Source organism: Paraburkholderia sp. SEWSISQ10-3 4, assembly GCF_030464785.1.
Taxonomy (GTDB): Bacteria; Pseudomonadota; Gammaproteobacteria; order Burkholderiales; family Burkholderiaceae; genus Paraburkholderia; species Paraburkholderia aspalathi.
In genome coordinates this window covers 1-26616 of the sequence record NZ_JALPRI010000030.1, presented here as the reverse complement: position 1 = coordinate 26616, position 26616 = coordinate 1, and the positions used below count along the sequence as shown (strand labels likewise).

The window sequence follows — 26616 nt, the reverse complement described above, 5'->3', positions numbered from 1 at the left end:
TGTCTGTCATTTCCTGGAGGAGGGTTTGCAATGGCTGAAACGCTAATCAAGGTCGACCTGAAACAGTCGGCCTACGACAACGAAAACGTCCACAACCGCTGGCACCCGGACATCCCGATGGCCTGCTGGGTCAATCCCGGCGACGATTTCATTCTCGAAACCTACGATTGGACCGGCGGTTTCATCAAGAACAACGATAGCGCTGACGACGTGCGCGATATCGACCTGTCGATCGTGCACTTTCTGTCGGGACCGGTCGGCGTCAAGGGTGCGGAGCCGGGCGATCTGCTGGTGGTCGATCTGCTCGATATCGGCGCCAAGCAGGAAAGCCAGTGGGGTTTCAACGGCTTCTTCTCGAAGAAGAACGGCGGCGGCTTCCTGACCGACCATTTCCCGCAGGCGCAAAAGTCGATCTGGGACTTTCATGGTCTCTACACCAGTTCGCGGCATATTCCCGGCGTGAACTTCGCGGGGCTGATTCACCCGGGGCTGATCGGGTGCCTGCCCGATCCGAAGATGCTGGCGACGTGGAATGAACGCGAGGCGGCGCTGATCGCAACGGACCCGCAACGCGTGCCCGGCCTCGCCAATCCGCCGTTCGCGGCGACGGCGCACATGGGCCGACTCGCCGGCGACGCTCACGCCAAAGCTGCTGCCGAAGGGGCGCGCACCGTGCCGCCGCGTGAGCATGGCGGCAATTGCGACATCAAGGATTTGTCGCGAGGCTCGAAGGTGTATTTCCCTGTGTATGTCGACGGCGCGGGCCTATCGGTCGGCGACCTGCACTTCAGTCAGGGCGACGGCGAAATCACTTTCTGCGGCGCGATCGAAATGGCCGGCTGGGTGCATATGAAAGTCGAGCTGATCAAGGGCGGCATGGCGAAGTACGGCATCAGGAATCCGATCTTCAAACCGAGCCCGATCACACCGAACTACAACGACTACCTGATTTTTGAAGGTATCTCGGTCGATGAGCAGGGCAAACAGCACTACCTGGACGTGCATATCGCATACCGGCAGGCTTGCCTGAACGCGATTGAATATCTGACGAAGTTCGGCTATTCACGCGCACAGGCCTATTCGATTCTTGGTACTGCGCCTGTACAAGGGCATATCAGCGGCGTGGTCGATGTGCCGAATGCGTGCGCCACGCTGTGGTTGCCTACGCAGATCTTCGACTTCGATATCCGGCCGAGTTCGGCCGGGCCGGTCAGGCACATTGCGGGTGGGGTGGATCTGCCGTTGTCGCGGGATCTGGTCTGACGCGTGTCTTATCGAGCGGGCGCGATAGCGCGTGCCGAGGCCGCCGCGCAACCAGTACGGCGGCCATCCGACATGCGGGCGATGTAAATACCGATCCACCGATCTTTAGAGGGCAGCACGATGCCGACTTACGATTACCGTTGCGATACCTGCGGCCCCTTTGCCGCGATACGCCGCGTCGCCGAACGCGATACGGCTTGCGCGTGTCCTACTTGCACCGCACCGGCGCAGCGCATGCTGAGCCTGCCGGCGTTGTCGCTGATGTCGACGGCCGCGCGTGCCGGTCACCAGACTAACGAACGCTCCGCACATGCGCCCCAGCGTTCGGGCGAATACACGCATCGTCATGGGCCGGGGTGCGGGTGCGGGTCGAAGGCGTCCGCGGGTGCGACGACCCAAGGCGGCCTCAAGACCAATCCTGGCGGCCGGCCGTGGATGATCAGCCACTGACCCGTCATACAGGGCTGTGCTCCGGGCAGCGGTTTATTAGCGACGTCGCGGTGCCAACGCGACCGGACACAAGGGGTCCCTTAACGTTCTAAGGCAGCGAAATCGTCAACGTGGCCGATTGCGGGCCGAGTTTGACCACCTGCGAATACGGAGCGAGCGTGCGCAACGTCTGATCTTTCAGGTAGGTGTTCAGCCCGAGATAGGCGAGCAGCCCAACCAGCGCGAACACCGCGCCGATCGACCACAACGGCACCTCGCGCTTGAGCCGGTGCGCGACCTGATCCGGCAGCGGCCAATGCGGCGCGAACGGTGCGCGCTTGCCCTTCATATGCGCGATTTCGTCGCCGATGCGCGCGGTCAGATAGGCGAGCTTCTCCGGTCCTTCGAGCAGATACTTGCCCTGGAAGCCGAGCAGCAGGCACATGTGGAACACTTCGAGCGACTGCAAGCGCGCAGCGCCCTGCGCACGGCATTCCTCCAGATACTGGAAGAATTTCTCGCCAGCCAGTTGCTCGCCGAACAGCACCAGTTGCAACGGCCGGCGCTCCCATTCCGTGCGGATCTTGAAGGTCGACGACAACACCGATTCGTCGATGGCCGCGCAGAACGCAAACTTGGACGCGTAGACATCTTCCGCCGACGCATTGAGCTTTTTCGCGCCGCGCTCGAAGTCGCCGAGAAACTGCTGGATACGCTGGCTGAATTCGTGCGCGTCGCCGGGCTCGCGGCCGTTCTTCAACAGAAACAGCATGAAGAAGCCGTCGTACAGCAGATCGAGCAGCGAGCGGACCTGATAGCTCGGCTCGGTCATGGGGGCGGGCGTCGCGGCAGGCGTGCTGCCGCCAAACAGGGAAGGCGCGTAGCTCATGATGTGACGGCGATCAGTTCGAGTTGAAGATCGTTGATGCCCGACGGCGCGTAGATCATTGCCGATTGGGCCTGCAACATGCGGTCATACAATGCGCCGCGCGATTCGCAAGAGAAGTAGCATGCGCCCGGCCGCACCGGAATGGCGGGCGGCACTTGCGGCGTGTAGACGAGGCGCACGCCCGGCATGGCCGAAAGCACCAGCTTGTCGACGTCGTCCGGCGCGCCGACCTTGAAGCGGGCGGGTACGGCTTCGACGAGTTCGGCGGTCGGCATGTCCGCGGACACCGCGATGTAGAACATCGTTTTGTCGTCGATCTTGCCCGAGTCGAGGCGGCCCGCATGGAACGAGGGGCGCACTTCTTCGAGTGCGATCGCGAAGTAACGCGTGGAGATCACCGTTTCGAGCAGATCGCGCAGGATCGTGTCGAGACGCGCAAAGCCAGGGCCCGGATCGTCATGCCGGTAGGCCGGCAGATCGGACAGCGCATAGCCCTTCGAAAACGTCATCAGTTGGCCGGCCAGGCGCAGCAATTCCTGGAACAGGCGCTCAGGATGCAGCGCCGAATGCTGATACAGATGCGCGAGCGAAGCAAACGCGGCGCTGGCGGTGTGCAGCAGCCAGAACGACGCGATGTCGCCCGAGCGGAACTCGATGATGTTCTTGGTCGGCTCGCGGTGAAAACCATACAGTGCGTTGACCTTGGCCTGCAGCGCGTCGATCAGTTGACGCAGCCGTTGGTGCAGGATCGGCGACGCGTCGATCGCGAGGCAGGGAGGCACGAACGTGTCGTCGATTTCAAAACCCGAGGTGGCGGTGCGGCGCACGCGCACGAGCGGCACCGAGAGCAACTGGTCGCGCGGCTCGCTATGCGCAATGAGTTTGACGCTGGTCTTCAGGAAGGTGATGTCGGCTTCAGCGGCGTCGGTGAAATGATCGGCCACCGGTGTTTGCTCGCTGACGTAACGCGATACGAAACCCGCATTGCTATCTTGTGAATAGTTCGCGCCGGCTTCGCGCAACGGATGCAGCGCGAGATAAAAGGTAAATTCGTTGATGCCGTCTGGCAGCGTGTCGAGCGCGATCGGCGGTGGCAGGCCGTCGGCTTGCGGTGCGGAGTAGAGCGCGCCGTCCGGAAACACCAGTGAGAGTTCGCTCACGCGCAGCACGTTGCTGCCGAGCGCGTCACGGTCGAAGCGCGCCGAACGCACGCCCCAGTTGTACGGCTGGATCGCTTGGATCGATTCGAACAGGCGCGCCTCGTGATAGGCGTCCTGACGCTGAAAATGCTGCGGCCTCAGAAACAGGCCTTCCCCCCAGAGCACTTTTGCTGAATAACTCATCTCAAACCTGTTATATGCGTTCAGCGTGTGACGCGTCCGGAGATAAACGATTCGAACGCCGCATTGTTAATTCTCTAAAAACTGTTAAATCGTATTTGCACGGCATCTTTAGCCACAGCTTACCGAAGAAAGCATATTCAGCGGCTGGGCGGGCAATCCCTGTTCTGGCGGGATCACAGTGCCGTTGGTCACCGTCATTGCACAGTTATGCAGGCCGATCATTATGCCGGATTTCTCCGACTTCGCCGGGTCGAAGGCGAATTTCCAACGCTGCATGGCCGGATCGCGGAATAGAGCGACGATACCGAATGCCTGCGCTTCACGCGAGACTTTTTCGGTGACGACGTAACGTTGACCGGGGATCAGCGTCACTTCGCGTACGCCCAGCAGATCGCCGCCCAGTACGGTCTTTTCCTTGGCGGGATCGGTAAAGGCGTCGAATGGCGCCTGCTGGAATGAAGTGGGGTCTTTCAGCACGTAAAGCCGCACCACCAGCGCCAATGGGCGATTGTCATTGGCGGAATTCAGATTCGGCGCGGCGTATAACGTGAGGCCGACATTACGTGGTGGCTTTTGCGCGTCCGGTACGTCGGGCTTGCCGAGACCGCTCGCCTGCAAAACCGCGTTGGCAGCGGCTCCCAGCGCCGGTACGGCGGCCGCGCAGCCGCCCAGCAATGCGCACACGGCGGCGCTGGCAATCAATAGCGATGCATGGCGAACAAGACGCGAATTCATATACATCGACCGGCTCAGCGCCGTCCCCCGTCAAAACATCAATAACGAATTCAATCCGGCAAATTTGCAGCAACGTTATGCCGCGTAATGCCGCTTTATGCAAAGCGCATTGTTCTATGACACTTGCGTGTTGGCAGACCGGTGTGCGGAAATTTTTTCCGCTCCCCGCAATGCCGCTATTGCGACAGGAAACAATTTCTGCATGCTTCCTTTAAATCATCCGCATGCATTTTTTTTGTGCAATGCTTCTTCACACGAAAGTTGAATTATCGAAAATTGGCCTGTACTATACCCGCGCAGTTGAAGCAAAGCAAAACTCCGGTTTCTCCTTGAATTAAAAAAATCGCACGTCGGTGAAAAACGATGAATGAGCGTCTGTTAGTAAAACTATCTGGGGTAGTGTTGGCATGCGGCGTGATTGCCGGTTGCGCGACACAGGGCAACAACACAGCGACCACACCGGAGGCTTTTAATAAGCAACTCGCGGACGCGGATACCGTCGCCAAGGGCGGTGATCAGGATCGCGCCATCTCGCTTTATCAGCAATTGTCAAAATCCGATCCGACCCGTGAAGAACCGTGGTCGCGCATTGCGCAGATCCAGTTCACGCAGGGTCATTACGGTCAGGCCATCGTCGCCGCGCAAGAAGCGCTGCAGCGCGACCAGACGGATCGTCAGGCCAAGAGTGTGCTGGCAGTGGCCGGCCTGCGCGTGGCCACGCAATCGCTCGGCGAACTGCGTCAGGATGCGTCGCTCGCGGGTGATGCGAAGTCGGACGCGCAAGCGCTCGCCAAGCAACTGCGCGACACACTGGGCGAAGCCACGTTGTTCCCGCCCGACCCGAACGACAAGCCGGCGGTGAAGAAGAAGCGCGTCATTCGCCACGTCGCCAAGGGCAAAGCAGGGGACACGCCGGATGCCACCACCAGCGCAGCGGCTCCGGCCACTACGCCGGCGGCTCCCGCGGCGCCTGCCGCCCCGGCTGCGCCAGCAGCACCCGCCAAAGCCGCACAAAGCGGCGGCGCGTCCGACCCGTTCAGCGCACTGCGCTGAACTACACGCCTGACCTATCTGCATCCGGGAGCCGACGATGGCGAAGAAAGAAAGTATTCAGAAACGTTTGCAAAAAGTGCGGCCTCCGCGCGTTCAACTGACGTACGAAGTTGAGCGCGGCGATGCGATCGAGATCAAGGAGCTGCCATTCGTCGTCGGTGTGGTTGCCGATCTGGCAGGACAGTCCGAAGTCGAGCAGCCGAAGCTGCGCGATCGCAAGTTCGTCAATATCGACCGCGACAATTTTGACGACGTGATGAAAGCGATCGAGCCGCGCGCTGCATTTCAGGTGGAAAACCGCCTGAGCGAAGCGGGCGGCAAATTTGCAGTCGACTTGCGTTTCAAGTCGATGGCCGATTTCAATCCGGATGAGGTGGTCGCGCAGATCGAACCGCTGCGCCGTCTGCTCGATGCGCGTTCGAAGCTGGCCGACCTGCGCAACAAGCTGGCCGGCAACGACAAGCTCGAGGACCTGCTGAGCGAAGTGCTCAACAACACGCAGCAGCTGCAGACGCTGGCGAAAGATCAGGGCAACGCAGCAGACCACGCCGGCGCGCCGGATAACGACAAGCAGGGCGAATAAGTACGTACGGGGTGTGAGATGAACCAGCAAACGGCAGCAGCCCAACTCGCCAGCGTGCAGAGCGGCACGGAATCCACGCTGCTCGACGAAATCGTCGAGAAAAGCCGCGTGGCGAAGTCCGATTCCGAACACGCGCGCGCGAAAGACCTGATCGGCGAGCTCGTCCACCAGGTGCTCGACGGCACGGTGGTCATGTCCGACAACCTGTCAGCCACCATCGACGCACGCGTCGCGGAACTCGACCGCCTGATCTCCGCGCAACTGAGCGCGGTAATGCATGCGCCGCAATTCCAGCGCATGGAAAGCACGTGGCGCGGCCTCGACTACCTGTGCAAGGAAAGCAATACCGGTTCGACGGTCAAAATCAAGGCGCTGCACGCGCCGAAGCGTGACCTCGTGCGCGACTTCAAGAACGCCATCGAATTCGACCAGAGCGCACTCTTCAAGAAGGTATATGAAGAAGAGTTCGGCACGTTTGGTGGCGCGCCGTTCGGCACGATCATCGGCGACTTCGAAGTGACGCGTCAGCCGGAGGACGTGTACTTCATCGAACAGATGGCACATGTCGCGGCCGCGGCGCATGCGCCGTTCATCGCATCGGCGTCGCCTGAACTGATGGGTCTCGAAACGTTTGCCGATCTCGGCAAGCCGCGCGATCTCGGCAAGGTGTTCGATACCGTCGAATACGCGAAGTGGAAGTCGTTCCGCGACTCCGAAGACTCGCGCTATGTCGGCCTGACCTTGCCGCGTTTCCTCGGCCGACTGCCTTTCAATCCGAAAGACGGCGCCACGGCGGAAGGCTTCAACTTCGTCGAAGACGTGGACGGCACCGATCACAGCAAATACCTGTGGTGTAACGCAGCCTGGGCATTTGCCGCCCGCCTGACAGCTGCATTCGACGACTTCGGCTGGTGCGCGGCGATTCGCGGCGTGGAAGGCGGCGGTCTGGTTGAAGACCTGCCCACCCACACGTTCAAGACCGACGACGGCGAAGTCGCGCTGAAATGCCCGACCGAAATCGCGATTACCGATCGCCGCGAAAAGGAACTGAGCGACCTCGGTTTCATTCCGCTCGTGCACTGCAAGAATTCGGACTACGCCGCGTTCTTCGCCGCGCAATCGGTCCAAAAACCCAAGAAATACAGCACCGATAGCGCGAATGCGAACGCTGTGCTGTCCGCGCAGCTGCAGTACATCTTCTCGGTATCGCGCGTCGCGCACTACCTGAAGGCGATGATGCGCGACAAGATCGGCAGCTTCGCATCGGCGCAGAACGTCGAAGTATTCCTGAACCGTTGGATCTCGCAGTACGTGCTGCTGGACGACAACGCGACTCAGGAGCAGAAAGCGCAGTTCCCGCTGCGCGAGGCATCGATACAGGTCTCGGAGATTCCGGGCAAACCTGGTGCGTATCGTTCGGTCGCGTTCCTGCGTCCGCACTTTCAACTGGACGAGCTGTCGATCTCTTTGCGGCTTGTCGCTGACCTGCCGAAACCGGCAAATTCATAAACGAAGTCAGAAAGCCCGTGCCGGCCGCACGGGTTAGCTGTTAAAACCACCTCTTTGGGGAGTCGATGAGTTATGAAGGACATCTATTTAAAATTCGGCAATCCGGCGATCAAAGGCGAGTCTGCCGATAAAGATCATGCTGGCTGGATCGAAATCGATTCGTGGAGCCACTCGATTACGCAACCGCGTTCGGCAACCGCTTCGACGGCGGGCGGTCACACGTCCGAGCGTTGCGAGCACGCTGACATGCAGTTCACGAAAGACATCGACGTGGTCAGCCCGCTGATCTATCAACACGCATCGGGCGGCACGACGTTCGACGAAGTGACGATCGACTTCATGCGTTCGGACGGCGAAGGCAACCGCATCAAGTACCTGGAAGTGAAGCTCAAGTACGTGATCATCTCGAGCGCCACGCCGAGCGTGGTGGGCGAAGGCCTGCCGACCGAACAGTTCTCGCTGAAGTACGCTGCCGTGCAGTGGAAGTACACGCAACAGAAGATCGGCGGCAACCAGGGCGGCAACGCGCAAGGCGCGTGGAGCCTGACGAAGAACGACAAGACGTACGCGGTCTGATGCTGGGGCGCACGCGGCGTGCGGCCTGAAAAGGCTGACACCCGCCGCGCGCGCCTCGCATCGAACCGGTTTTCGGACGCTGATGAAACGCTTCGAACCCAGCTTTCTCGACAAGCTGTTCGACGACGAACCGCATCTGCCGGCTTCCCCGGCGATGCGGCAATTGTCGTTGGACGAGTTGAAGGCCACTGTTGCGCGCGACGTCGAGGCAATCCTGAACACCCGGATTGCCCTGACCGAGCACGAACTGGCGGCGCTGCCGGAATGCCAGCGCTCGGTGCTCACGTACGGCCTGAACGATTTCGCGGGCTTGAGCCTGGCGAGTCACTACGACCGCACGTTTATCTGCAAATCGATTCAACAGGCCATCGCACGGCATGAGCCGCGCTTGCAGCAGGTGGCGGTCACGCTCGAATTGAACGAACAATCCACCAACGCGCTGAACTTTGCGATTCAGGCGTTGCTGGTGGTGCACCCGGCGGAAGAACCGGTGAGTTTCGATGCGATGCTGCAGCCTTCCACGCTGCAATATTCGGTGACGCGCGCACGCGCGAAGCTTTAGTACCTGCGTTTTAGTGTTTTGAGTACCGCTTTGTCGTCACCGTTAACGCGCAACGGTGGCGACTGATCAGGCGGCGATGGTTCAGGTTCGGGGATAGATCGATGGAAGAATTGCTGCCGTATTACGAGCGCGAATTATCATTTCTGCGGCGCTACTCGCGCGATTTCGCCGAGCGCTATCCGAAGATCGCAGCGCGCCTCGCGATGTCGGGCGAGCACTGCGAAGATCCGCACGTCGAGCGGATGATCGAATCGTTCGCGCTGCTGGGCGCGCGTATCAACAAGAAGCTCGACGACGATTACCCCGAATTCACCGAAGCGCTGCTGGAAGTGCTGTATCCGCACTACCTGCGGCCGTTTCCGTCGTGCTCGATCGCGCAGTTGGGCACCTCGGCCGCGCTTAGTCACCTGACCGAACCGGTGCTGGTCGAGCGCGGCACCGAACTCAAGTCGCGCCCGATTCGCGGCGTGCAATGCCGTTTCCGGACCGCCTACGACGTGACGCTGGCGCCGATCCGAATCTCGGAGGCGAAGTACACGTCGGTGGCCATGGCGCCGAGCGCGACAGTTCTGCCGGGCAACGCTACGGCGATTGTGTCGATCACGTTCGAATCCACAGCTGCGCAGCTCGATCTCTCCGCATTGAAAGTCGGCACGTTGCGCACGCACCTGCACGGCGAACAGTCGTTTATCGCGGCACTGGCGGACTGCCTGTTCGTCAACGCGATGGCCACTTATGTGGAAGCTGACCGCCGCGGCGTGTGGACGCAACTGCGTCAATCGCCGGTCGTACAAGCCGGTTTCGAGGAAGACGATGCGCTGATCGACTATCCGGCCAAATCGCATCCGGCGTACCGGTTGCTGACTGAATACTTTGCTTTCCCCGAAAAATTTAACTTCACCGATTTCGATCTGGCGGCGATGACCCGCGCGAGCGGCCGCTGCCAGCGTCTGACGCTGCACATCGTACTCAAGGAAGTGCGCAGCGATTCCCATGTTGCGCGCTTGCTGGATTCGTTGTCCGCGCATCATTTCCGCTTGTTCTGCACGCCGGTCGTGAATCTGTTCGAACAGCACGGCGAGCCGATCCGCATCAGTCACCAGGCGATTTCGTACCCGGTGATCGCCGAAGCGCGCCGGGCATTCGCGTACGAAGTCTATTCGATCGACTCGGTGAAACTCGTCCGGCAGCAGGCGCATGAAGAATCGGTGATCGAATTCCGGCCGTTCTATTCGCTGCATCACGGCGAAGCGGCGCGTGCAGGGCACTACTGGTTCGCGCGACGCAACGATTGGGTCGCGCAGAAAAGCCCCGGCTACGAGACCGAAATCTCGATCGTCGATATCGACTTCGAACCGGTCGCGCCGCAGACCGATACGCTGAGTCTTGATCTGACGTGTACCAATCGCGACTTGCCGGCCGGTCTCGCCGTGGGTCTCGAAGGTGGCGATCTGTTTCTGGAAGGCGGCTCGCTGACCGGCAGCATCACGATGCTGCGCAGGCCGACGCCTAGCGTGCGTTTCGAGCGCGGGCGCGCCTCGCACTGGCGTCTGATTTCGCATCTGGCGCTGAATCATGTGTCGCTCGCCAATAGCGGCCTGTCGGCGCTCAAGGAAATGCTGGTGCTTTACGATTTGCGGCGCACGGCGGTGTCGGCGCGGCATATCGATGGGTTGGTCGGCATCGAGCAGCGCGCAGCGGTGCAATGGTTGCCGGGCAAGCCGTTTGCGACCTTCGTGCGCGGCATCGAGATTCGTTTGACGATCGACGAAGAGCATTTCGTCGGCACGAGTCTCGCATCGTTCGTGCGGGTGATCGACACGTTTTTCGGGCTGTACGTGCATCTGAACAGCTTTGTGCAACTGGTCGTCGTGTCGAAGCGCACCGGCGAGGAGATTCTGCGATGCAAACCGCGCAGCGGCGAATCGATCCTGGCGTAGTCGAACAACTTCTCGACGAACCGCATCGCTTCGAATTTTTTCAGGCGGTGCGGATTCTCGAGAAGTGGTTCGCGCAACAAACGCCGTCGAGTCATGGACGCCCCGGCGAAATCGTCGCGCAGCGGATTGCCTTTCGCAATTCGCTGTCGATGTCGTTTCCGCCTAGCGAGATTCACAGCGCACAGTCTTACGACGATGAAGGCACGGCGCTGAAAGAGAAGCCGCAACGCACCGCCGCGCTCGAAGCAGGTTCGCTCCACAAGGTCGATATCACGCCGGCGTTTTTCGGTTTGCTCGGCGGGCAGGGCGCCTTGCCGCTGCACTACACCGAACAGATCATCGCGCGCGAGCAGATCAAGCGCGACCGGGCCGCACGCGAATTCTTCGATGTGTTTTCGAATCGCGCGACTGCGCTTTTCTACGCGGCGTGGAAGAAGTACCGGCTGCCGTTTCATTACGAACTGGATCGCGACGAGCGTTATTTGCCGCTGTTGCTCGCGTTGGCAGGCGTCGCCGACGACGACACGCGCAATAGTCTGCAAAGCGGCGACGGCGCGCTATTCGACGAAGCGATTGCCGGTTATGCATTGGCCGCACGGCACCGGCCGGTTTCAGCAGCCTATCTGCAACGTACGCTGTCCGAGTACTTCAAGGTGCGGGTGCGCGTCGAGCAGTTCGTCGGAAAATGGTACGACGTGCCGCGCGATCAATTGACCGTGCTTGGCGGCGTCAACGCGACGCTCGGCGCCACCGCGCTGGCGGGCGAGCGGGTCTGGCAACGCGACATGCGCGCGCGGCTTGTGATCGGGCCGCTCGACAAGGCCGACTACGAAGCGTTTTTACCTGGCGCCGACCGCGCCGTGGCGCTCGAACGCATGTTGACGCTGCTCGCCGGCGTGACCCTCGAATATGAGGTCTCACTGGTACTGCGCCGCAAGGAGGTGGGACCCAGCTCGCTGAGCGGCGGCGCACGCCTCGGCTGGGACGCATTTCTGTGCACGAGAGAAGCCGACCGTGACCGTGCGGATGCTCGCTACGAATTGCACGTGATTCACTGACTACAACGATAGAACCTGGACCCGGATCGCACGACATGAGCACGTCCCTCAATACCCTGATCGCCAAACTGAATCCGACCTGCCGGCAAGCGGCGTTGCTCGCGGCGAACAACTGTCTCGCGCGCGGTCACTATGAGGTCGACCTCGAGCATCTGCTGCTCGCGCTGCTGGATGAACCGGCGAGTGACGTCACGCTGGCGCTGCGTGCGAGCCGGGTCGACGCGCATGCTTTGCGCGCGGACATCGAGCGCGAATTGCAGCGCTTGAAGACCGGCAATACGCGCACGCCGGTCTTCTCGAAGCACCTCATCGATTTGCTTGAACAGGCGTGGTTGATCGCGTCGCTCGATTCGCAGATCGGACGAATTCGCTCGGGGCATTTGCTGCTCGCGTTACTGACGGCGCCGGACCTCGCGCAGTTTGCTGAGCGCATGTCGCCGTTGCTGCGCGACGTGCGGGTGACGGATCTGAAGCACAAGTTCGACGAAATGACCGCGGGGTCGCGTGAAGTCGAACGGAGCAATACCGCAGAGAACGCTGCGGAAGGCGTGAGCGATGTAGCTGCAGCTGATTCTGCACCCGGTGCACCTTCTAAAACCCCTGCGCTCGATACCTACACGAGCAATCTCACGCAGCGTGCGCGCGAAGGCAAGATCGATCCGGTGATCGGCCGTGAGGGCGAGATTCGCCAGACCATCGACATCCTGATGCGTCGCCGGCAGAACAATCCGATCATGACGGGCGAGGCGGGTGTCGGCAAAACAGCGGTAGTCGAAGGCCTCGCTCTGCGCATTGCGGCTGACGACGTACCTGCACCGCTGAAAGGCGTCGCGTTGCACGTGCTCGATATGGGTTTGTTGCAAGCCGGCGCGAGCGTTAAAGGCGAGTTCGAGAACCGCCTGAAGAACGTGATCGACGAGGTGAAGAAGAGCCCGCATCCGATCATTCTGTTTATCGACGAAGCGCATACGATCATCGGCGCCGGTGGCCAGGCCGGGCAGAACGATGCGGCGAATCTGCTGAAGCCGGCTTTGGCGCGAGGCGAATTGCGCACCATCGCGGCGACCACGTGGAGCGAATACAAGAAATACTTCGAGAAAGATGCGGCGCTGGCGCGGCGTTTCCAGGTCGTAAAGATCGAAGAACCGAACGAGACGCTCGCGGCGGCGATGTTGCGTGGCATGGCCGCGTTGATGGAGAAGCACTTCAACGTCCGCGTGCTGGACGATGCGATCACCGAAGCAGTGCGTCTGTCGCATCGCTACATCAGCGGCCGTCAACTGCCGGATAAGGCGATCAGCGTGCTCGACACCGCCTGCGCGAAAGTCGCGCTCGCGCATAGCTCGACACCCGCCGCGATCGACGACACGAAGAAACGCCTCGAACGCGTCGACGCCGAAATCGCGGCGCTGGAACGCGAAGTGGCGAGTGGCGCGTTGCACGACGAGCGGCTCGCGGAACTGCGCAGCCTGCGCGAAGAAGACGTGAAAGACCTGGCCGAAGACGAGGCGCGCTACGGCAAGGAGCGTGCATTGGTGACGGAGATCGTCGGCTTGCGCGCGGAAATCGACGCCGCGCGCGTCAGCAGCGCGGACGCCGCGCAGGCGGACAAGGCGCAGCAGGCGCGCGAAACGCTGGCCACGCGTGTTGCGGAATTGCATGCCTTGCAGGGCGGCCAGCCGATGGTGCCATTGCAGGTCGACGGCCACGTGGTCGCCGAGATCGTCGCTTCATGGACCGGCATTCCGCTCGGTCGCATGATCAAGGACGAAATCCAGACCGTGCTGAATCTGCAGCCGCTGCTGGCCGCACGTGTGATCGGTCAGGACCACGCGCTCGATGCGATTGCACAGCGCGTGCGCACCGCCAGCGCGAGTCTCGAAGATCCGAACAAACCGCGTGGCGTGTTCATGTTCGTCGGACCGTCGGGTGTCGGCAAGACTGAAACCGCGCTGGCGCTCGCCGATGTGCTGTACGGCGGCGAACGCAAGATGGTCACGATCAATATGAGCGAGTACCAGGAGGCGCACAGCGTGTCGGGCCTGAAGGGTTCGCCGCCGGGCTACGTTGGTTACGGCGAGGGCGGTGTGCTGACCGAAGCGGTGCGTCGCAATCCGTATTCGGTCGTGCTGCTCGACGAAGTGGAAAAGGCGCACCCCGACGTGCTGGAAATGTTCTTCCAGGTGTTCGACAAGGGCACGATGGACGACGCCGAAGGGCGCGAGATCGATTTCCGCAACACGCTGATCATTCTGACCTCGAACGTCGGCTCGCAGGCGGTGATGCAGGCATGCCTGAACAAGAGCGCCGAAGAACTGCCCGATCCGGACGAACTCGCGGAGACGTTGCGCCCGCAACTGTACAAGGCGTTCAAGCCGGCGTTCCTCGGCCGTATGAAAGTAGTGCCGTACTACCCGATCTCCGACGACGTGCTCGCCGAAATCATCGACTTGAAGCTGGAGCGGATTCGCCGCCGCATCGAATCGAATCACAAGGCGGTGTTCGAGTGGGACGAGTCGCTCGTCGACGCTGTGCTGGCGCGCTGCACCGAAGTGGATTCCGGCGCGCGCAATGTGGACCACATTCTCAACGGCACGCTATTGCCTGAAGTCGCGCAGCAGGTGCTGGAGCGCATCGCCAATGGCACCGCGATCGAGCGCATCTCGGTCCGTGCGAGCGAGGCGGGCGAGTTCGAATACACGGTTGCGTGAGCAGGCAAGTCCCCGCCTGGTTGCCAATCTGTTTTAATGCCGTACCGGAACCTTATTGCTTTCTGTCATGCCGACTAATCTGAATACGCTGCTGGCGCCGATCAGCGAAGCCTCGCCTTGTGGCGACGACCTGCTGTTTTCGGCGGATTTCGACGCGATTCAGCACGCGCGCCGATTCGAAGACCCGTCGCTCGACCAGGGCGAATGGGTCACGGATATCAAGGAGGCCGACTGGCCATTCGTGGTCGAACGCTCCAGCAATCTGCTGCAGACGCAGACCAAAGACCTGCGCCTCGCTGTCTGGCTCACCGAAGCGTTGGCCATCGAAGAGGGCGTGACCGGTCTCACGCAAGGCTATGCGCTGCTGACGGGGCTGTGCGAAAAGTACTGGGATCACGTGCATCCGTTGCCGGAAGGCGACGACACCGAGTATCGCCTTGGCAACGTCGCGTGGCTGATGGGCCGCACTGGTGATCTCTTGCGGGCGATGCCGCTCACGTCGTCGCAAGGCAGCTCGTACAGCACGATCGATTGGGACGTGGCTACGCATGTCGCGCAAGCGGTCAAGCGCGATCCGGATCACGCCGACGATATCGCGCGCGGCAAGCCTTCCATCGAGCAGATTGAAGCATCAAAACGCGCCACGCCGCCGGCGTTCTATTCGACCCTGCTGGTCGATCTGAAAGCATTCGAAGCGGCGATGCTCGCACTCGAACAGCAACTGGACCAGCGCGCGGGCGATTCAGCGCCGAGTTTCCGTCAGGCGAAAGATGCGTACGAGAGCGTCTACCGGTTGGCGGAACGCTTCGCACGCGAACTGGGTGTCAGCGCTGAAGCGTCACTGCCGAAGGCGCCGAAGCCAGAAGAACACGAGCGCGCCGAGCCTACCTTCAAGACTTCACCGCAACGCGAGGAACCCGTGTTGACGACCATACCGACCACGATCAGTCCGATTGCAGGAATCCAGAGCCGTGCGCAAGCCGTCGCGCAGTTGCGTGCCGTGGCCAAATTCTTTCGCAGCACCGAGCCGCATAACCCTGCTGCGTACCTCGCGGACAAGGCGGCGGAATGCGCGGATATGCCTTTGCATCAGTGGTTGTCTTCGGTGGTGAAGGACGACGGCTCGCTCGCGCATATTCGCGAGTTGTTGGGCGTGAAGCCCGAGGAAAATAGCTAGAACTTCCCTGAACGCAAGAAAAAAGCCTGGCATCGAAATCGGTGCCAGGCTTTTTTAATTCATAAGGTCAAGCGAGCAGCAACTCAAGACCCTGCGCGAAACTCAATACGCCGATTACGCGCCCGCCCGTCGGTCGTATCGTTCGATGCGATCGGCTGATCCGGACCAACTCCTGTGGTCGTCATCTGCTCGGGCGGAATGCCCCGCGCGGCCAGATAACCCTTCACCGCATCCGCACGCGCCTGGCTCAGTGCGATATTCGAGGTGCGATTGCCCGAGTTGTCGGTATGGCCGATGATCGCCACCGTCTTCGTCTGCATCTTCGACAACACGGCCGCCATCTGATCGAGAATCGCGCGGCCTTGCGGGGTAAGTGTCGCGCTGCCCGTCTCGAACTCTATCGTGCGATTCGCCAATGTCTGGTCGAGCAGGCCCTGTTCCGACGCGCTCACGCGCAAGCCGTTCTTGATCGTGTAGGTCGGATTCAGCGCGTTCGCCATATCGCTTGCGAGCTGCTGGCGCTGCGATTCGTTATGCACCTCGCCCTTCACGTCGATCTGCGTGCCGTCGATCTTCAACTGGCCTTTGCTGATCTGCTTCAGCTGCGGGCCGATCAGCTTCTGCACGTTGGCGGACCAGTTCGGCGGCGTCGCGACGTCGGCGACTTCGATCTGATCGACCACGTTGGCTGAGCCGTAGGTGTCGCGCAGACGTGCGAGCACGGCCGCTTTGGTCGCTTCATCCGGCACCTTTCCGCCCACCACCACCTGGCCCGGCGTTGCATTGGCCGGCGGCGGCGCTGCGCTGATCGCGCCGGTGCCGGCGCCCGTGGTGCCGCTGGCGAGGCCGGCCGTGCTGACCGCCGGACCCGCAGTGCCCGACTGTGCCGACGGCAGAACCGTCGTGCGAATCGCCATGCCGCTGTTGTCGACCGGCGTGACGCGTGCCGGGCCGTCGTTGTCGGCGTGGGCGAGCGCGCTGATGAGCAGGCCGGCCAGCAGCGAGGCAATGCGCGTGGGTTTGCTCAACATCGTGTCACGCTCCCGTGAATGCTTCGCGGAACGTGTCGATGCTGACACGCAACGACAGTTGCGGTTGGTCGAGGTAACTGACGAGCTTGCTGATGCCATGGTCGTTTTGTGCGTGTTCGTCGATCCACTCGGGATCGTCGATATCGATGTTGTGTGCCGCGTACGCCTGCGGATCGACCACGCTGTGCAGCGTTTTGGCCGAGGCGCCGTTAAAGCCGATGATGAGCCGTTCGCGCTCGGCAATCGTGCCGATAAAAATCGCCAGTTCGAAATCGGCCTGCGAGACGAACGGTGCGATCAGTTCGAGCCAGAAAGCGGCGACGAGTGAGCGATAGAATGGATCGTTCGGCAGTGGCAGTGTGAGCCCGCGTTCGAGATGCGACGAACCGCTTTGCATCACTGGACGCAGCAGCGAACCGAGCGCCAGCATCGCGCCACGCAGGCGCACCGGATGGCCGCTCGCCAGCAGCATCTGTTCGAGGCCGGAGAGCGTTTGATGTTCGACGAAGTCGTTGAAGGTGCCGTCGTGCGGATTGCCCGGACCGCCGCCGATTTCGATCGGCACTTGCGTTTCGCCAAGCGCGTGCAACGCGCCGGCCGGCTCGCTCACGCCAAGCAAGGGCTTCATCTGCGAGGCGATGCGCGACCACAGGCGCGCAAAGGCCAGCGGACTGTGCGCGAGGAACGTCAGTGGCTTTTCTACTTCCAGCGCGGTGGCGGCAAGAAACGGAAAGCGGCGCGACGATTGATCCTGGCTCGCCACCATATGCCCGGCGATCGCCAGCTTGCTGCGCGAACCGAGGAACGCGAAGTGCATCGGCTTGGCGTTTTCGTAGACGATCTTCCAGCGCGGATCGTCAGTGAGCAACTCCATGGCCTCGGCGATCCAGCGGTCGAGCGTGGCCAGCAATTGCGGGTTATGCGCGCTTTTGACGAAGTCGCCGCGCGACGGAATCTTGCCGAAGTAGGCGATTTGCGCCTGCACGGTTTGCGTCATTGCGCACCCCCTGTGTTCGAAACCGCGGCGGCGGCCGTGGCCGGCCGTGCCGCTGGTGAGGCCGGTGCGGCAGCGGGCGCGGTGCCCGCTGTTCCTGTTGGTCCTGGCGCACCCGCGGCCGTCGCATTGACTGAATTCGCCGCGGCGCTCACGTCCGCCACCGACGACGGCAGCCGCAAGCCGCGCAGGCTTTGCTGTTGCGGTGCATCGCTGCTGGCGCTGCCCGAGGCCTGCGAGGTGCTGATGATGCGCATGCTGACCGCAACCGTGACATTGCCTTGCGTCCACGACAGATCGAAGGTGCCGTCCGGACGGCGCTTGCGTTGCGCCGAGTTGATCAGCTTCTCCAGACCGTAGCGGCCCGGTTCGTTGACCAGTTGCAGCGTGCGGCCGTCGAAGGTCGTGGCGTTCAGCGTCGCGCCCGGCGAGCCCGACGGATTCGGCCACACGAAGTTGGTCCACTGCGGCGGCGTATTGCGGTAACGCATCTGCTGGCCGTCGATCGCGAGCGTGTATTCCGTGGTGCCGCTGCTCGGCTGCGGCAGGATCTGGAATACGGTCTGCGGTTCGGCCGAGCTTTGACCACCCGAGGTCGCCGCGCCACCGGCAAGCGGCGCCACCCAGCGCGCGAAACCGCTGGTGAAGTCGGGCGTCAGCGCGAGACCCATATCGCCCCATGTGCGTGAGGTCAGCGTGTCGCCACGGCGCACCGCGAGCGGCCCGAGCGTCGTACCGACGAACTTGGCGATCGCGCCGTCCGGCCCGAACACCTGGGCGATTTCGCCGGCGCCGGCTTCGACCTTCGCATCGCCTGCAAACGGATACTTGTTCGCGAGCGACCCCTGGAAGGTCTGGTAGACCTGCGCGTTCCACACCTTGTTGACTTCGACGCTAGCCGGTTGGATCACCACCGCATACGCCGCCATCAGCGGACGCACCAGCAGCGGGCGCAGTGCCTTGCGTTGCGAATCGGTGAGGCCCGTCAGCATCTGTTCGTCGACGTACTTCAGCGAATCGGCCAGTTCGGAGCCGCTGCCGTCGAGCGTCTGCTGCATCAGCTGACGTGCGCCCGGTCCCGGATCGCCCTGATTCTTGATCACGTTGAAGCGCGTACGGACCTTCGAGAGCGTGTCCATGTAGCCCTTCAACATCGAGCCGTTGTCGCCCGAGACGACGATGCGACCCAGTGCCGAAAACTCCTGGCCGATCGGTCCCATCGGCACTTCGACCGGATTGCCGTTGATGTCGATGTTGGCGTTCAACTGGCCGGTCGGCGCACGCGAGAACCAGTTCTTGAACCAGCTCGTCATGCCGGTTTGCGCGCGCTTCAGGTTCGCGTTGAAGAGCGACGGGTTGTCCCACGAAGTCTGGTCGTACGCGGTTTCGAGGACCTTGCGGATTGGTGAATCCTGCGGGTCGCCGAGACGGTTCATTGCATCCACCGCCTGACCGAAGCTGCCGAAGCTCTGCACGGCAATGCCCTGCATGAACTTCTGCCAGTGCATTGCGTACTCCGTCTTGTACATCGCCACGAGTGCTTTCTGGATCTGCTCGGGACTGCCTTCGAGCGTCAGGTCGTCGTGCGCGGAGGTATTGAGCACCCAGTCCTTGGCCTGCAATTCCTTGGTGGCGGCATCGCGAATCGCCGGCTGCACGTACTGGAACCACGCTTCACGCGTAAAGGTGCCGGGGATTGCGTAGCTGCCGGCCACCAGCGCCGTATTGTTTTCGCCGACGATGCGCGCGATCGTCATCGGCGCGAAACGGGTCGACGCACGCGCCTTGATTTCTTCATAGACGCGCTGACGAGCCGGCATGCCGCGCACCACGCGGCGCAGGTTTTCACGGGTCTGGTCGACGAGTCCGAGGTTCTGGTCGATCATCGGCCAGTCGTTGTCGGACACGCGCGACAGATAGAAGGTGATCATGCGCTCGGCGCTGCGGATCATCTCGTCGCGGGGCATGTTGCCGCGATTCGTTTCGAGCCAGCCGCGCCAGAAGCGGGCGACCTGATCGGTCAGGTGAGCGGTTTCCACGTGACGCTTGTCGCTCAGCATCAGGTAGGTCTTGAGTGCGTTGTACGCGTCTTCGACGTTGGTCGGCGACGCATCGCTATACAGGCCGCCCTGGCTGTTCGCCGCCATGGCAGTGTGCGCGGACACCGGAATCGCTGCGGCGTCCGGCGTGCGGTTCAACGGCGCGAGCTGATCGGGGTGCGCATTGACGTCCTTCAGGAACGACGCGAGATTCTGCGAGACCGGGTCGAGCAGGATCTGGCGCACGCCGTTGTAATACTCGGTGAGCAAGTGCTGCTCGAGGCGGTCGCCCTGATACAGCCCGAGCGACACGGCCAGCGGCTTGTCGCGGCGGAACTGTTCGAGCTGGTCGATGCGGTCTTCCAGAATGTCCATTGCCTGCAAGCGCGATTGCAGGTCGTTGCGGTTCTGCTGCAGGCGCACCACGTTGTCGAGGTCGGCCTTGACGTTGTCGGCGAGCTGCTCATTGCCGATCGTCGACCACGTCCAGCCGCCGAGCGCCAACGCGAGCACCGCGACGAAGCCGAAGAACGTGGCATAACGCATGCGCGTCTTGGCGGGACTGGCGAACTGCTTGACGGTCTGCCGGTCGGCGAAGATCACCTTGGAGAACAGGTCGCGCAGGAAGAAGCCGTTCTTCGAGAACGCGCTATGCGGCTTGGGCAGACTGTCGGCAGAGAGGCCGAAACGGTTGGCGATGCGCGTGGCGGCGGCGCTGTTGGTCTCGCCTTCCTGCAGGGCGCTGGTAAAGTAAAAACCGCGGAAAATCGGCTTGTGCTGGAACGGGTTGGTTTCGAACAGCGTGGCGAGGAACGCGCGCAATGCGGGCTTGATCGTCGAGAATTCGAGCGGGAAGCTCAACTGGCCCGGCGAGAGCTTGTTGCCGCGGTTGATCGACATCTGCGCAACGCTGATTTCTTTCAGGCCGTCGTAGAGCTCTTCAAAGTGCTCGTCGAAGAGGCCCACCACGTCGCGCTTTTCGTCCGGCTCGTAGGGCAGGGTGGCGCCCCACACGCGGTCGTATTCGTGGCGGTCGCTGCCGCTGAAAAATTCGGTGAAGCCCGTGATCAGGTCGGCCTTGGTGAACATCACATACACCGGCGCAAACACTTCGAGCTTTTCGGTCAACTCCTGCACGCGCTGGCGCAGGTTCTTCGCGAGATTGATCGCAAATTCGGGCTTGCTGCTGGTCAGCTCGGCAATGCTCGCCGTGACGATGATGCCGTTGATCGGCGCTTTTGGCCGGAAGCGCTTGAGCAGGCCGAGGAAGCCGATCCATTCGGTGCGGTCTTCTTCGTGCACGGAATAGCGGCCGGCGGTGTCGAGCAGAATGCCTTCGGTCGTGAAGAACCAGTCGCAGTTACGCGTACCGCCGATGCCGTGAATCACGGCGTTGTTCTTGTCAGCGAAAGGAAACTGCAGACCGGAATTCAGCACGGCGCTGCTCTTGCCTGCGGCCGGGTTGCCGATCACGATGTACCAGGGCAACTCATACAGCGCCGAGCCGCCGGACATCTGACCGATCTTCGAGGTCTTGATCGTTTTCACCGCGTCGACGAGGCGCGTGCGCAGCACGTCGAGTTCGGCCTGGCGCGCGGGCGTTGGGGCGGGGCCGGTTTCGGTCTGTTTTTCGGCTTGCTGCTCGAGCATTTCGCCGAGCTTGTTGTTCGCGCGCCGCGCGCGCAGGCGGCGCACCACCCACACCAGCAGCCATAGCGCGATCACCGCGCCGAGCACGATGGCAGGCCACATCAGGTCGATCTGCAAGGTATCGGCACCGATGAACAAAACAGCAGCGAGCGCGAGCAAGCCGATGATCGAGAGCGTGCGTGTATGGGTCAACACGTTAAGAATGCGTCGCATAGGCCGTTCAGGTCTTGGTGATGTGTGTTGTGGCGCGTGTGTGACAAACAGCATGGTGCGAGCGCGGGCAAAGTCTGCCAGCGCCGCGTTTGAAATAAATCGAAAGCATATTCAGGCGAAGGTGAATGCGGCCGGATTGTTAAATCCGCCGTGGAATGTTTCGCCGATGGCGATGGGACGAATGCCGTTATGCAGGCGGCATTGCCGACTTTTGCCAGAAAATTTGCTTGAACGCCCCATTGCCAACCTCTTTATTGCCCACTTCGCCTTAATGACCACGCCCCAGGACGAAGCCGGGTTTGTGATATTCAACGTGCCCGAGATCCATCAATTTCCAACGGCCACCCCACGTCAGGCCGACCTGTTCGGCCGTCTGTCCGTATAACTGATAGCCTCGCATGGCCCAGGGATCTTTTTCTGAAATGACGAGCTTGCCGTCGCGCAAAAACGCATTGTCCGCGGCAAGACCGTATTGGTGATAGCTTTGAAACGCTGCGGCATTGGTGACGTTGCCCCCCATTTGCGCCAGGCGGTTTTGCCGCTCCGGACTGCGATAACCCTCCAGCAATGCCATTTCATACCCGTACTGCTCGTGCATGATTTTGTAAACGAGCAATAAACGCGTTCTGAAATCGGCGTCGAGCAAATTCCAGTCGCGGCTCGCGTCTTTCAGCGCGGGCCGAATCTGCTCCACTTCCTGCGTTGCAAATACCTCGGGCGGCAGCGGCGGCGGGGGCACGAGCTGTTCGCCATTCAATAACGCGGCAATTTTCTCGTCCGGTACCCGTGCAGTGTCATCGAATTGGAATAATTGCCTGCCGCGTAAAGCCAATGCCACCAATGGCGGCGTCGCAAGAATACCTGTGGTGGTAAAAATCAGCAAGCGCCGCTTTGCCAGTAACTTTTGCATATCGACTGCAGTCGATTGCGAAATTTTTGCCGAACGCACTAATTGACCGCGAGCACGTGAAGCACCTTGAGATGCTCCGCGCATAACGCGGCCATGAATGGCGAGTGCGGCGCCTAATAAAGAGGCGCGTACCGCCGGCAATAGCAGCATTGCGGCGATCACAACGGCGAAGGCGAAATAGGCGAGAAGTACTACGGCAATCAAAGTCGACCCCGGAAATTGGAAACAATTGTATTTTGTAATGCTTGCTCTTAGAATCAGGCCTGCTCGGAGAGGAGCCGGAACGGTATTATCACGGCGAAATAATCCAGGATTCAATGAGACAGTGAATGAGTGCGCCGGAAAGTTCGAATTCCAAAGCCCCACCTAGCCTGTTATCCGATAAGGCTAAGGGCGCCGATGGCAATGGTTCGCGAATTCTCGCGAATCTGGAAGGCCGCGTCGAGCCGCCTACCGATAAACCACGCCGGTCGAAAACGCCGCTGCTGCTGGTCGCCTTGCTGGTGATCGCTGCCGGCGGTTGGGGCGCGTGGCATATGCAGCAGCGTGTGCAGACGGAGTCGTTGGCGTCAGCCACGCCCGCCAACGCCACGAAAGCTGCTGTGCCGGCGTCCGCCGCGAGCGGTGCTGCGCAGGTCACTGCGAAAGCGGAGGCGCCGGCTGCAGCGTCGTCGCAAGCGGCCACGATCGTTGCTGATGACAGCGACAGCAAGGCGCCAGCGGCATCCGCGGGTGAGCCTGCAAGCGGTGATGGAAGCCGCTTATCGCGCGCGCTTGCCGATGGCGCTGAGCCGAGCACCGCGTCTACACCGGTTGCGTCCGCAACGGCTGCGTCGGCGGTCACGGTGCCGGCGGCAAAGCACGGTAAGAGCTCCTCCACGGCTGTCGCCAGCAATGCGAAACACGACACAGCGGCGCACAGCAAGAAGGAAAGCGCGAGCGCAAGCAATCATCACGCGAGCGCGCCGACCGCGGTCGCTCAAACGAAGAAATCGCGCCCTGCCGGTAATGCTTCGAAAGATGATTCGGATGCCGATCTATTGGCTGCACTCGTGGCGCGCACCAAACCGGCTGACGCGAAAGCGGCAGACGGCAGCACGGCCACCAAGGTCAGTGCATCGGCTGCGCCTGGGAACGCCAAGCTGGCCGAACGCGTGAAAGAGTGTGGGCAACGCGGCTTCTTCGAAGACCAGTTGTGCCGCTGGCGCGTGTGCGACGGGCATTGGGGTAAAGACCCCGCTTGTCCGGGGGCTGCGCCGCAGGCACGTCAGCCGTAAGTTCGCGTAATGCGCCGCGCGTCTTCGTGACTCGCGGCACATGCGGTCCACGCAATTCACATTCGCTGTCGCAGCGTTTTGTGAATCTGCGGCTTCACAGCTAGCGATGCGCGTCACTCGACGCGCATTCGTTCCACCACCGCCGACCTGCGCATTACCTTCCACTGGTACTTCGATCCTGCGTTGCTCCGCGTCGCCCGGCTTGCGCGCTACCAGTTGTGAATTCTTCAGCGGACCGCTGCGCGGTGCGATATCAGCGCACTGTTCAAGCAGGTCCACCACCTGATCGCCCAGAACGATGTCGAGCGCAATGGCGGGATGGTTCGCAAGAAACTCAGGCACGAGCGGCGGCAGATATTACGTCTATGATGAACCCGCTTATTCGAGCGGTATGACTGCACAAAAAGGAGACATCGGTGAAGGGACTTTTCGTTGCGTTGACCTGCGTGGTAGCCGTCTCGGCGCTCTCGGCGTGTAGCGGGAACGATATCAATGCGCAGACGAATCCGCCTAAGGTGATTATCGACAGCGACTACAACACACTGAGCGACGACGGCCAGCTTGGCGTAATGGCTGCGCAATTGCAGGCGCAGGGTTCGCTGAAAGTACTGGGTATTACAGTAGTGTCCGGCAATCAATGGTTGAAGCAGGGCGTAGCGGATGCATTGAAATCGGTTGAGCGTCTTGGCGTTGAAAATCAGATCGGCGTCTATGCGGGCGCCAATTATGCGTTATCGCATGATTTCGCCACCATCCAGGCCGAACAGAAGCAATTCCCGGGCGGGGACGGCTATCTCGGCGCGTGGAATACGCCCGAGCCGAAATCGGACAGCGACCTCGTTGCACCGCCTGACGGCTTCGCCACGCACACAAAATTGCAGGGCAAGAGCGCGGTGGATTTCATCGTCGATTCGGTGAAGCAATATCCTGGCGAAGTGACGATTCTGGCGATCGGCCCGCTGACCAACATCGCGCTCGCCACGCGTCAGCACCCAGAGATCGTGCCGCTGATCAAACAGATCATCTACATGGGTGGTGCGATCGACGTGCCTGGCAACACGACACCGACGGCTGAATTCAACTGGTGGTTCGATCCGGAAGCGGCGAAGACCGTGTTGCGCCTGCCGATCAAACAGGTGGTGATTCCGCTCGACGTGACGGACACCGTAAAGATGGACAAAGCGCTGTACGACCGCGTTGCGCACGATCCGAACAAACAGACCATCATCACGCAACTATTCAAGACCTTGAACGGCTATGGGTTCGACGGGAAGAACGGTTTTGAAACGAATCCGAACTACACCACGAATATCTGGGACACGCTGACGCTGGCGTATCTGATGCATCCGTCGTTCGCGACGCAGACAGTGGATGAATGGGTGGATGTGGATATGAGCTTTGGCGCCAATGACGGCAAGTCGACCGGTTACACCAGTTCGCCGCCGGCGGGTTTGCAGAAGATGACAGTGGTGAAACGCTTCGACAATCCGACCTTTTTCAATTTCTACGTTGATCTGCTGACACGTCCGGTACCCGTGACACTACCGAACTAACGCGTCCGTGATGTTGCGGGCCTGCATGAAACCCGCCTCAAGCGGGATGCAGGCCGCGCAATAACTGACGCACTCGCGACAAGTCCTGATCGACATGTTCGGTCTGCTCAAACAACTCCGCAAGCCAGTCGACGAAGGCTCGCACGCGAGGCGACACCCGGCGGTTTTTCACATATGCGACCGAAACCGCCATCGGCACAGGTTTCCACTGCGGCAGTACTTCGCGCAACAGTCCCGAATCGAGGTAGGGCTGTGCGGCGATTCGCGCGGGCTGAATCAACCCTAGGCCTTGCAAACCGCAGGTGAGATAAGCCTGCTCGTCGCTGACTTTAACGAAGCCTCTGACCTTGACGTTTTGCGCTTCGCCGTCCACTTCGAAGTCGAAGTCGACTTCGCGGCCGTTATGCGGCGACATACAATTGACGGCGACATGTCCGCGCAGATCGTCGAGGTCGGCGGGCGTGCCATGTCGGGCCAGATAAGCCGGGCTTGCGCATGTCACGTGCTCGAGGGTGCCCAATTGCCGCGCGATCAGATTCGAGTCGGGCAATTCGCCTAGCTGGATGCTGCAGTCGATAGCTTCCGAGATCAGGTCAACCGTGCGGTTGCTGATGCCGATGGCGAGATCGAGATTCGGATAACGGGCATGGAAGTCCTCCAGTGCTGGGAGGACGATGGTGCTCGCTACCGCGCCGGGCATTTCTATGCGTAGGCGGCCGGTCAGGTTATCCGTTGCGTGACGGAGGCTCGCTTCCATTTCGTCGATGTCGGCGAGGATTTGGGCGCAGCGTTCGTAGTAGGCTGCGCCTTCTGGCGTGATGCTCAGGCGCCGCGTTGTGCGGGTTAGGAGGGCTGTGCCTAGCAGCGCTTCCAGATTCTGGACGATGGTTGTCGCCGTCGCGCGAGGGATGTTCAGGGATTCCGCTGCGCGGGTGAAGCTGTTGGTGTCCACGATTCGGATGAATGTCCGCATTGCAGTTATTCTGTCAATCACGATGCAAACTCCTGTTGGTGAGAGGGGGTGTTTTTTTGCCTTTGGCGGCGGCATTGGCCGGGTTCTTAGGGTTTTGGCCTTTCCTTGTTCTGGCTTTGGTGCCTTTCCTTGAATTGTTAGTGGTCTA

At 61.1% G+C, this 26616-nt stretch carries 22 protein-coding genes and 1 pseudogene; 13 read left to right on the top strand and 10 right to left on the bottom strand.

Annotation, left to right across the window (positions count from 1 at the left end):
• Positions 1-30 precede the first annotated feature (30 nt).
• Both fmdA and M0D68_RS33515 read left to right on the top strand, forming a co-directional pair.
• The gene (fmdA, locus tag M0D68_RS33520) at positions 31-1263 is read left to right on the top strand and encodes a formamidase (RefSeq protein WP_266226583.1); all 1233 of its coding nucleotides are present in this window, start codon (positions 31-33) and stop codon (positions 1261-1263) included.
• 120 nt (positions 1264-1383) lie between these two features.
• Entirely contained in the window at positions 1384-1713 is a 330-nt protein-coding gene (locus tag M0D68_RS33515; protein ID WP_093638423.1) for an FmdB family zinc ribbon protein, read from the top strand.
• 88 nt (positions 1714-1801) lie between these two features.
• Here the strand turns inward: M0D68_RS33515 and icmH are convergent, their stop codons facing one another.
• From icmH to tssJ, 3 genes are all read right to left on the bottom strand, one after another.
• Positions 1802-2581 (bottom strand): type IVB secretion system protein IcmH/DotU, encoded by a 780-nt coding sequence (gene icmH, locus M0D68_RS33510; RefSeq protein WP_093638426.1) that lies wholly within the window; start codon positions 2579-2581, stop codon positions 1802-1804.
• The gene (gene tssK / locus M0D68_RS33505) at positions 2578-3924 is read right to left on the bottom strand and encodes a type VI secretion system baseplate subunit TssK (protein ID WP_093638429.1); all 1347 of its coding nucleotides are present in this window, start codon (positions 3922-3924) and stop codon (positions 2578-2580) included. The genes icmH and tssK overlap by 4 nt, the downstream gene beginning before the upstream one ends.
• Before the next feature lie 108 nt (positions 3925-4032).
• Positions 4033-4659: a type VI secretion system lipoprotein TssJ gene (gene tssJ, locus M0D68_RS33500; RefSeq protein ID WP_256458319.1), complete on the bottom strand. Its 627-nt coding sequence runs from the start codon at positions 4657-4659 to the stop codon at positions 4033-4035.
• A 363-nt stretch (positions 4660-5022) separates the two neighbouring features.
• Here tssJ and M0D68_RS33495 point away from each other — a divergent pair, with 363 nt between their 5' ends.
• From M0D68_RS33495 to tssA, 9 genes are all read left to right on the top strand, one after another.
• On the top strand, positions 5023-5712 hold the full coding sequence (locus tag M0D68_RS33495) for a tetratricopeptide repeat protein (RefSeq protein WP_211703474.1): 690 nt from the start codon (positions 5023-5025) through the stop codon (positions 5710-5712).
• Positions 5713-5749: 37 nt separating this feature from the next.
• On the top strand, positions 5750-6295 hold the full coding sequence (tssB, locus tag M0D68_RS33490; protein WP_266226581.1) for a type VI secretion system contractile sheath small subunit: 546 nt from the start codon (positions 5750-5752) through the stop codon (positions 6293-6295).
• Between the two features lie 18 nt (positions 6296-6313).
• Positions 6314-7804, top strand: a complete 1491-nt coding sequence (gene tssC / locus M0D68_RS33485; RefSeq protein WP_093638439.1) for a type VI secretion system contractile sheath large subunit — start codon at positions 6314-6316, stop codon at positions 7802-7804.
• A gap of 72 nt (positions 7805-7876) precedes the next feature.
• Entirely contained in the window at positions 7877-8380 is a 504-nt protein-coding gene (locus tag M0D68_RS33480) for a type VI secretion system tube protein Hcp (protein WP_054036475.1), read from the top strand.
• An 82-nt stretch (positions 8381-8462) separates the two neighbouring features.
• Positions 8463-8942, top strand: a complete 480-nt coding sequence (gene tssE / locus M0D68_RS33475; protein ID WP_054036473.1) for a type VI secretion system baseplate subunit TssE — start codon at positions 8463-8465, stop codon at positions 8940-8942.
• 101 nt (positions 8943-9043) lie between these two features.
• Positions 9044-10882 carry a type VI secretion system baseplate subunit TssF gene (gene tssF / locus M0D68_RS33470; protein WP_266226578.1) on the top strand — a complete coding sequence of 613 codons (1839 nt, stop codon included), beginning with the start codon at positions 9044-9046 and terminating at the stop codon, positions 10880-10882.
• Positions 10846-11940, top strand: a complete 1095-nt coding sequence (gene tssG, locus M0D68_RS33465) for a type VI secretion system baseplate subunit TssG (protein ID WP_093638448.1) — start codon at positions 10846-10848, stop codon at positions 11938-11940. Before tssF ends, tssG begins: the two co-directional genes overlap by 37 nt.
• Positions 11941-11975: 35 nt before the next feature.
• Entirely contained in the window at positions 11976-14651 is a 2676-nt protein-coding gene (gene tssH / locus M0D68_RS33460; protein WP_266211721.1) for a type VI secretion system ATPase TssH, read from the top strand.
• A 67-nt stretch (positions 14652-14718) separates the two neighbouring features.
• A complete protein-coding gene (gene tssA / locus M0D68_RS33455) occupies positions 14719-15828 on the top strand; it encodes a type VI secretion system protein TssA (protein ID WP_093638457.1) in 1110 nt (369 codons plus the stop codon).
• 83 nt (positions 15829-15911) lie between these two features.
• Here the strand turns inward: tssA and M0D68_RS33450 are convergent, their stop codons facing one another.
• The 5 genes from M0D68_RS33450 to M0D68_RS33430 all read right to left on the bottom strand — a co-directional run bounded on the left by M0D68_RS33450 (position 15912) and on the right by M0D68_RS33430 (position 22869).
• Positions 15912-16859 (bottom strand): OmpA family protein, encoded by a 948-nt coding sequence (locus M0D68_RS33450; RefSeq protein WP_266226576.1) that lies wholly within the window; start codon positions 16857-16859, stop codon positions 15912-15914.
• Positions 16860-16863: 4 nt separating this feature from the next.
• A complete protein-coding gene (gene tagF, locus M0D68_RS33445; RefSeq protein ID WP_054036464.1) occupies positions 16864-17856 on the bottom strand; it encodes a type VI secretion system-associated protein TagF in 993 nt (330 codons plus the stop codon).
• Entirely contained in the window at positions 17853-21755 is a 3903-nt protein-coding gene (gene tssM / locus M0D68_RS33440; protein WP_093638465.1) for a type VI secretion system membrane subunit TssM, read from the bottom strand. The genes tagF and tssM overlap by 4 nt, the downstream gene beginning before the upstream one ends.
• Before the next feature lie 111 nt (positions 21756-21866).
• Positions 21867-21995, bottom strand: a complete 129-nt coding sequence (locus M0D68_RS33435; protein WP_266226574.1) for a hypothetical protein — start codon at positions 21993-21995, stop codon at positions 21867-21869.
• Between the two features lie 28 nt (positions 21996-22023).
• Complete coding sequence (locus M0D68_RS33430) at positions 22024-22869, bottom strand: M15 family metallopeptidase (protein WP_054036462.1); 846 nt, start codon at positions 22867-22869, stop codon at positions 22024-22026.
• Between the two features lie 125 nt (positions 22870-22994).
• Between M0D68_RS33430 and M0D68_RS33425 the strand changes: the two genes are divergently transcribed.
• Entirely contained in the window at positions 22995-23942 is a 948-nt protein-coding gene (locus M0D68_RS33425; RefSeq protein WP_093638473.1) for a hypothetical protein, read from the top strand.
• Positions 23943-24149: 207 nt separating this feature from the next.
• Here the strand turns inward: M0D68_RS33425 and M0D68_RS33420 are convergent.
• Positions 24150-24284, bottom strand: a pseudogene (locus M0D68_RS33420) (LysR family transcriptional regulator); the annotation flags it as partial.
• Between the two features lie 74 nt (positions 24285-24358).
• Here M0D68_RS33420 and M0D68_RS33415 point away from each other — a divergent pair.
• The gene (locus M0D68_RS33415) at positions 24359-25495 is read left to right on the top strand and encodes a nucleoside hydrolase (RefSeq protein ID WP_256457912.1); all 1137 of its coding nucleotides are present in this window, start codon (positions 24359-24361) and stop codon (positions 25493-25495) included.
• A gap of 37 nt (positions 25496-25532) precedes the next feature.
• Here M0D68_RS33415 and M0D68_RS33410 read toward each other — a convergent pair whose 3' ends face one another.
• Positions 25533-26489, bottom strand: coding sequence for a LysR family transcriptional regulator (locus M0D68_RS33410; RefSeq protein ID WP_143131744.1), 957 nt, complete (start codon positions 26487-26489; stop codon positions 25533-25535).
• Positions 26490-26616 lie beyond the last annotated feature (127 nt).